A 5,072-nucleotide genomic window follows, 5' to 3' on the forward strand; every position below is an offset into this window, starting at 1 on the left:
CATTTATTAATATTTGTCAATTTTGTCCAATTATTCGGCTTCAGTAGTTAACCCTTAAATTGGCGAGTCGAAAAAATGAAACTCAGCAAAGATAAAACCCAATTAACTTATAACGAATTTCTCACCTTAACCGATATTCCCGCAAAAGTCTTTGAATATCGTCTCGGAAACCGTTCCGCTTTAGATTGGATTATCGATCGCTACCAAGTAAAAGTAGACAAACGCAGTGACATTGAAAATGACCCCAACCGCTTAGACGACGAACAATATATTGTCCGATTAATTAGTCAAGTAATTACAGTTAGTTTAGAAACAGTAGATATTGTTGATAATTTACCGTCCCTAGATTGAATCTAGAAACCCGGTTTCTTTTTAGGGGAACAAGCGTTATACAATGGGATGCAAGCCCCCCGAGCAAGCCAAACTTGGGGGGAACAAAACTCTGAAAGTCCCCCAAAGTTGGGGGATTTAGGGGGCTTGACTAAAATCAAAAGTTGTTCTATTTCTGGGTATGATGCAAGCCCCCCGAGCAAGCCAAACTTGGGGGGAACAAAACTCTGAAAGTCCCCCAAAGTTGGGGGATTTAGGGGGCTTGACTAAAATCAAAAGTTGTTCTATTTTTAAATATTTAAAAGTCTATTGTGGAAGTAAAATATGCTCTTGTTCACGAATGGTTAACCCCTAAAGCAACTGGAGGTTCGGAACTGGTTGTTAAAGAAATTCTTCAGCATATTAATGCAGATTTATATGCTTTAATTGATTTCGAGTCAAGCAATCCTGAAAGTTATCTTTATCAGCGTAAAATAGGCAAAACATTTTTACAACATTTGCCTTTAGCTCGTAATGGAGTACAAAAATATTTACCTCTATTACCAATAGCAATTGAACAATTAGACTTACGAGAATATGATGTAATTCTCTCTTCTTCTCATGCAGTGGCTAAAGCTGTTATTACTACACCTTATCAACTACATATTTGTTATTGTCATACGCCAATGCGTTATGCTTGGGATTTAACTTTTGACTATCTAAATAGTAGTAAATTAGGTAAAGGTATCCCTGGAATTTTTACCAGATATCTTTTACATAGACTCAGAGAATGGGATGTAATTTCTGCTAACCGAGTAGACTATTTTATTGCTAATTCTCAACATACCGCTAGAAGAATTTGGCGTTGTTATCGACGTGAAGCAGAAGTCATTTATCCGCCAGTAGATGTGGAAAAGTTTCCTTTTAAATATCAGAAACAAGATTTTTATCTCACAGTTTGTAGATTAGTGAGTTACAAAAAAGTATCTTTAATTGTCAAAGCTTTTAATCAGCTAGGGCGAGAGTTAATAGTTATTGGTACGGGTGATGAATTAAATCAATTACGCCATCTTGCTAAACCAAATGTGAAAATTATGGGTTGGCAACCTGAAGAAGTAGTTACTAAATATATGTCAGAAGCAAAAGGTTTTATTTATGCTGCTTGTGAAGATTTTGGGATGGCTTTAGTAGAGGCGCAAGCTTGCGGAACACCTGTTATTGCTTATGGAGTTGGTGGAGCGACAGAAACAGTTTTAGATATGAGAAAATATCCAGATTCGGCAACAGGTTTATTGTTTCCTGAACAAACAGAACAAGCATTAATAGAAGCAGTAGAAAAGTTTGAAAATTCTCAGGCATCTTTTCAGGCAGAAATTATCAGAAAACACGCCTATAAATTTTCTCCAGAAGTATTTCAAAATAATTACTTAGGTTTTGTGGAAAAGTGTTATAAAGAATTTAAAAGTGCTGATATTTGAAGTCTGGTTATTACAGAGAAATAGTATCATAAGTACGACTTATGTTTGTCAAGCTACAATAGAATAAAATTGATAACAATTTACTATGAGAACTATTTTAGATTTAAAACCATTAATTACATTGACAAAAGAAGATTTTTATCAGCTTTGTCAAGTTAATCCAGACGTATCATTAGAACTTAGTGTTAATGGAGAATTGATTATTATGTCGCCTGTAGGTGGAGAAAGTGGTAATCAAGAGGCTAATTTAATTGCTGATGTTATTATTTGGAATCGAAAAACTCAGTTAGGATTTGTATTTAGCTCCTCAACAATATTTAATTTACCTAATGGTGGTAGTCGCTCTCCTGATGTCTCATGGGTAAGACGAGAAAAATGGGAAGCTTTAACTCCTAATGAAAGGAAAAAGTTTCCACCTATTTGTCCTGATTTTGCGATTGAATTACGCTCTCCTAGCGATAGATTAAAACCTCTACAAGAAAAAATGAAAGAATATTTAGATTGTGGTTTGAGATTAGGATGGTTAATTAATCCTCAAGATAAAAATGTAGAAATTTATCGTCCTCAAAAACCTGTGGAAATATTAATTTTACCTATATCTTTATCTGGAGAAGATGTCTTACCTGGATTTAATTTATTGATCTAAGCATTCAGCGGTCAGCTATCAGCTATTAGCTAGTCATTTCAGTTATAAGTTATCAGTTATCAAAATAATATGGGTCTAAAACCCCGCCTTAAAAGGCGCAATATTTTTGGATTAAATCCCCGTTAAAAAAATAACTTCTGACTTCTGACTTCTGACTTTTGACTTCGTTAAGTACCTCTGTAATTAAGGAGGCTTGAAATACAGAATTATCTTTTTTTTATACCTTTAAAAGGAGAGGCGCATAGCCACAATTTATCGGTAAGATTTTATTCAAACAAAATCTTGTAAATTTATTAGTTTTTGATGAAAAAGTTACAGAATTGGTTTGAGATAAAACCATTTCATAATTGTTGGACGCCCTTCTGATAATAGTCGTCTGCGATCGAGTAATCTGTAATCTTGTAATTCCTCATAACAGTAAGAACAATTTGCCTTGATAACATGGCTTATACTTTCAATAACAGTGATCGAATGAGTATCAGAAAAGCATTTTCGCAATGTAGAGGAAATACTAGGATCAATAAAATCATGTATTTCAATTAATAAATCACAGTTCACAAAGAAGGAAACATCTTGTTGTGTAAATAGTTGTTTTTCATAGCCCTCACAATCACTAATAATCAGAGCTTTTTTTGTAAATGGAATACTTTTAAGGGTATTTATATCACAGAAAGATCCAGTAGTTACTCTATCAGCTACATTGTTAATTTGAGCCATTTGTCTACATAAATCTATTGCTTTATCCTTTATATCATACGCAAAGACTCTAGCAGTAGGTATTCGCATTGCTAAACCAACTGCATAATATCCTTCTGCACATCCTATATCAACTATTTCACTATAATCCGTGTTACATATTTTGCCTATAATTTGATGAAGTTCTGATTCATATGAACCTACAATTTTAGGGATTAAAGCACTACCAACTGATTTCTGATCGGGATATTTCATCCCTTTAAAAGGACCGTTTTTAACGATTAAATCAGGAGATATTGATAAAACTTCATCTTTATGATTAACAACCTGTTTAAAGTTTGGTTCTTGTAAAATAATCCTTTCAGACTTAATAAATTCCGAAGCCCTAACTACAGTATTATAAAGTATTCTCCAAACAATATCATTTTGGATAATTTGGGAAACAGTATTTTTGAGAAAAGATTTCATTATTTTATCTTTTATGACATAGTGATTTGAACTTTAACTACTTTAGCATAAATTAAATTGGTCTAATGCTAATGCTAGATAAACTGTTACGAAGTGCCAACTCCAATTTCACAATTTTTAGTCATTTTTTAAACTGTTTTGATAACGTACTTCCCGCACAATTTCGCAAATTTCTTCTGTTGTTAATTGGTTAGGAAGGGGGTTAGCTGCTTCAATTCGTCGTTCCCATTCATTCCAGTCAAAACTCTTTTTAATCTTCTAAAAAACTAAGCTATCTTCTGTCATTGTAATTTTATAGCGATCGCCTGGAGTAAGTTGGCTTTGAATTTCCGTCGGAATTTTTAACTGTCTGTCTGGGGTAATATGAACTATAATTTCTCGTTTCATAGATACTTTTAGTTGTTGATTTTATAATAATTATTGTGTCTCATAAACTATTATTATTGTCAAATATGACAAGGAATTTTGTACCTCACGCTTTTTGGAAATTGCTATAATATTTTTAATAATTCAAATGTTCTTAAGGGAAAAATAACTATGGATTTTGTTAGTCCCAAAGTTGATTATGCTTTTAAAAAAATATTTGGTTCCGAGGAAAGCACAGAAATTTTAATCAGTTTCCTAAATGCCATAATTTATAATGGAGAAAAAACAATTGAGTCTTTAAGGATTATTAACCCCTTTAATCAGGGTCAAGTAATCAGTTTAAAAGATACCTATTTAGATATAAAAGCTGTTTTATGTGATGGTTCGGTTGTAGTTATTGAAATGCAAGTAGCATCGATGACTGGTTTTAGTAAGCGAGTCATGTACAACTTAATTAAAGGTTATGGCAACCAGTTAAAAACAGGAGATGATTATCTTTTACTACGTCCGGCAATAGCGGTAACAATTACAGATTTTATTTTCTTTAAAGACAAAAAAGTAGTAGATGTAATTAATTCTTTTGTGTTTAAACATGAAGATAAAAACTGGAAATATCCCGATGTAGAATTGCGGCTAATATTTGTGGAGTTACCGAAGTTTAAAAAAACTTTGGCCAAGTTAGAAACTTTGACAGAGAAGTGGATTTTCTTTCTTAAAGAAGCTGCTCGCTTAGATTATATTCCAGAGAATTTGGGAGTAGTTGCAGAAATTGAACAAGCTTTAAACATTGCTAATAAAATTAACATGAGACCAGAAGAGTTAGAAATGGTTGAACGTCGGGCCATAGCATTGCAGGATGAAAAAGGACGAATAGCTGATGCAGAAGCTAAAGGAAAAGCTACAGGAGAAGTAAGAGGACGTCTATCTGAAGCGATCGCTTTTGTTATGCGTTTACTGAAAAAAAGATTTAAAGATATTCCCACTTCAATAAATAATCAAATTGAAGATTTACCTGTTGAAGATTTGGAAAGTTTAGGGGAAGATTTGTTAGATTTCAACAGTCTAGAAGATTTGGAGAGTTGGTTAAATTCTCGCAACCCCTGAAAAGT

General features: G+C 33.1%; 5 protein-coding genes and 1 pseudogene. 4 read left to right on the top strand and 2 right to left on the bottom strand.

Going from position 1 to position 5,072, the window contains the following annotated elements; genetic code table 11:
• Window positions 1-69 precede the first annotated feature (69 nt).
• The 3 genes and pseudogenes from AC3DU7_RS24765 to AC3DU7_RS24775 all read left to right on the top strand — a co-directional run.
• Window positions 70-351: pseudogene (locus AC3DU7_RS24765) on the top strand (type ISP restriction/modification enzyme); the annotation flags it as partial.
• Window positions 352-641: 290 nt separating this feature from the next.
• Entirely contained in the window at window positions 642-1,787 is a 1,146-nt protein-coding gene (locus AC3DU7_RS24770; RefSeq protein WP_488041957.1) for a glycosyltransferase, read from the top strand.
• Between the two features lie 85 nt (window positions 1,788-1,872).
• Window positions 1,873-2,433 carry a Uma2 family endonuclease gene (locus AC3DU7_RS24775; RefSeq protein ID WP_488041958.1) on the top strand — a complete coding sequence of 187 codons (561 nt, stop codon included), beginning with the start codon at window positions 1,873-1,875 and terminating at the stop codon, window positions 2,431-2,433.
• Between the two features lie 312 nt (window positions 2,434-2,745).
• Here AC3DU7_RS24775 and AC3DU7_RS24780 read toward each other — a convergent pair whose 3' ends face one another.
• Window positions 2,746-3,597 (bottom strand): methyltransferase domain-containing protein, encoded by an 852-nt coding sequence (locus AC3DU7_RS24780; RefSeq protein WP_488041959.1) that lies wholly within the window; start codon window positions 3,595-3,597, stop codon window positions 2,746-2,748.
• Between the two features lie 258 nt (window positions 3,598-3,855).
• Entirely contained in the window at window positions 3,856-3,984 is a 129-nt protein-coding gene (locus tag AC3DU7_RS24785) for a hypothetical protein (RefSeq protein WP_488041960.1), read from the bottom strand.
• 150 nt (window positions 3,985-4,134) lie between these two features.
• On the opposite strand from AC3DU7_RS24785, the gene AC3DU7_RS24790 reads away from it, so the two are divergent.
• Window positions 4,135-5,067, top strand: coding sequence for an Rpn family recombination-promoting nuclease/putative transposase (locus AC3DU7_RS24790; protein ID WP_488041961.1), 933 nt, complete (start codon window positions 4,135-4,137; stop codon window positions 5,065-5,067).
• Window positions 5,068-5,072 lie beyond the last annotated feature (5 nt).

The organism is Okeania sp. (genome assembly GCF_983059655.1).